The 1,940-nt window shown below is 71.6% G+C and carries 6 protein-coding genes; 4 read left to right on the top strand and 2 right to left on the bottom strand.

The window, feature by feature from the left end; all coding sequences use genetic code 11:
* From DLJ49_RS21145 to DLJ49_RS21155, 3 genes are all read left to right on the top strand, one after another.
* A partial coding sequence (locus DLJ49_RS21145; RefSeq protein ID WP_233489391.1) for a phage tail tube protein occupies positions 1-336 on the top strand: 336 nt, incomplete at its 5' end.
* Positions 336-821, top strand: a complete 486-nt coding sequence (locus tag DLJ49_RS21150) for a hypothetical protein (protein ID WP_115395473.1) — start codon at positions 336-338, stop codon at positions 819-821. The genes DLJ49_RS21145 and DLJ49_RS21150, both read left to right, overlap by 1 nt.
* A 17-nt stretch (positions 822-838) precedes the next feature.
* Positions 839-1,054, top strand: a complete 216-nt coding sequence (locus tag DLJ49_RS21155) for a DUF7697 family protein (RefSeq protein WP_369932960.1) — start codon at positions 839-841, stop codon at positions 1,052-1,054.
* On the opposite strand, the gene DLJ49_RS21160 is transcribed toward DLJ49_RS21155, so the two are convergent.
* A complete protein-coding gene (locus DLJ49_RS21160; protein ID WP_233489394.1) occupies positions 1,025-1,306 on the bottom strand; it encodes a HigA family addiction module antitoxin in 282 nt (93 codons plus the stop codon). The two genes, DLJ49_RS21155 and DLJ49_RS21160, sit on opposite strands and share 30 nt — an antisense overlap.
* A 31-nt stretch (positions 1,307-1,337) precedes the next feature.
* Positions 1,338-1,619: a type II toxin-antitoxin system RelE/ParE family toxin gene (locus DLJ49_RS21165; protein WP_113259233.1), complete on the bottom strand. Its 282-nt coding sequence runs from the start codon at positions 1,617-1,619 to the stop codon at positions 1,338-1,340.
* A gap of 88 nt (positions 1,620-1,707) precedes the next feature.
* Between DLJ49_RS21165 and DLJ49_RS21170 the strand changes: the two genes are divergently transcribed.
* On the top strand, positions 1,708-1,940 hold a 233-nt coding region (locus DLJ49_RS21170; RefSeq protein ID WP_147277393.1), incomplete at its 3' end, for a hypothetical protein.

A 1,940-nucleotide genomic window follows, 5' to 3' on the forward strand; every position in this document is an offset into this window, starting at 1 on the left:
CTGGACCGGGTGGAGACGATCCGCGCCGACGGCAAGATCGCCGGCGTGGAGCCCGGCATCGCCGCGCTCACGGGCAACGTGGTGGTCCGCTTTGCCGACGAGACGCTGCTGCAGCAGGCGATCGACGGGGCGGCTTGCGAGCTGGTGTTCGGCTATGCGCTGCCCTCGGGCGAGAGCTTCACGCTGACCGCGCATGCCGTCTACCTGCCGCGCCCGCGCATCGGGATCGACGGGCCCCAGGGCATCCAGGCGACCTTCGACTGGCAGGCGGCGCGCGACCCCGGCACCGGCCGCATGGCCACCGCAACCCTCATCAACGACGTGGACCAGTACTGATGCTCCGACTCGACATGACCCGCAAACCCGTCTGGCACGACATGCCCGGCGGCGTGCGCCTGAAGCTCCTGCCGATCACCACCGCGCTGATGGCCGAGGCGCGCCGCGACCCGGACGTGGTCGCGGCGCTGGAGGTCGTGCCCGCGGAGGGCGACGACACGGAGATGTCGCGCGCGACGGACGAGGCGGTCGCGATCCCCTTCGCGGTGGCGCTGGCCCGGCTCGCGATCGTCGCGTGGGAGGGCGTGGGCGACGCGAAGGGCAACCCCGTGGAGCCCGGACCCGAGACGATCCCCGCGCTGATGGACATCTGGCCGATCTTCGAGGCGTTCCAGACCCGCTACGTCCAGAAGGGGCTGCTGCTGGAGCAGGAAAAAAACGCCTCTGCGCCCTCGCAGCCTGGGTCTGGGGCGGGGGCGCGGACTACTGCCGGGCCTGCGACGGGCCGTGCCCGGACTGCCCGCAAACGCAAGAGCGACCGCTGACGGTCGAGGGCCGGCAGGTGCGGGATCTGGTGCAGGCGGCGGGCGGCCAGCTGCGGCTGGCGCCGATGGGCGGCGTGATCGGCTTCGACATGACCGCGCTGCTCGCCATGGCGGGCGCCCGCGGCGTCGACCCGGTCGCCGCCGCCGAGCTCCTCCCGCATGTCGAGGCGGTGGTGGTCCGGAAGCTGAACGAGCAGGCCGCGTCAGGCGGCGGCGACGGGGGTGATGTCTGAGACGTCCACCGTGTCGCGCGCGCGGGCGAGGTCCCAGGCGCGCTGCAGGTTCATCCAGTATTCGGGCGTCGTGCCGAAGGCCCTGGCGAGCCGCATGGCGGTGTCGGCGGTCACGGCCGTTTCCTCCCGCACCAGCCGCTCGATCCGGGTGCGCGGCACGTGCAGGCGCCGGGCCAGCGCGATCGGGCTCAGCCCGAGCGGGTCGAGGTAGAGCTCCTTGAGAACCTCGCCGGGGTGCGAGGGGGTCTTCATCAGTGTCATGGCGCGCCCTTTCGATGCCCGTTCAATGGTAGTCGACGATCTCGACGTCGGCCGGTCCCTGATCGGTCCACACGAAGCAGATGCGCCACTGGTCGTTGATGCGCACCGAATGCTGCCCGGCCCGGTCGCCCTTGAGCTCCTCGAGATGGTTGCCCGGCGGAAACCGGAGATCCTCGAGGACCACGGCGGCATCGAGCGCCGAGAGCATCGCCCGCGTCCGCTTGACCAGATCGGCCGGGAAGCCCTTGCCGAACCGGCCTTCCACCGCGTTCGCCGCGCGCTTGCCCTTCGTGCTGACGATCATGAGAGGGCATGTATCACGACGTGATACATATTTCAAGGGGCGCGCGGCGGCGCGCTTTACCGTTCCTGCTGATACCGGAGGCAGTCACATGGCCGAGAAACGCGTGAGGGTCCGCCTGTCGGCGACGGGCGGGCGGCAGGTCAAGGATGCGCTGCGCGGTGTGGGCGAGGCCGGCCAGCAGGGCTTCCGGCGCCTCTCGCGGGAGATGGAGGCGGCCAACCGCCGGCTCGCCCGCTTCGCACGGCAGGCGACGCGGATCGCCCGGGTCGTTGGCGCCGCGGCTGCGGCGGCCGGCGCGGCGCTGATCCGTTCGGGGCTCCA

The sequence above is a fragment of the Rhodovulum sp. 12E13 genome (assembly GCF_003340565.1).
Taxonomy (GTDB): domain Bacteria; phylum Pseudomonadota; class Alphaproteobacteria; order Rhodobacterales; family Rhodobacteraceae; genus HLUCCA09.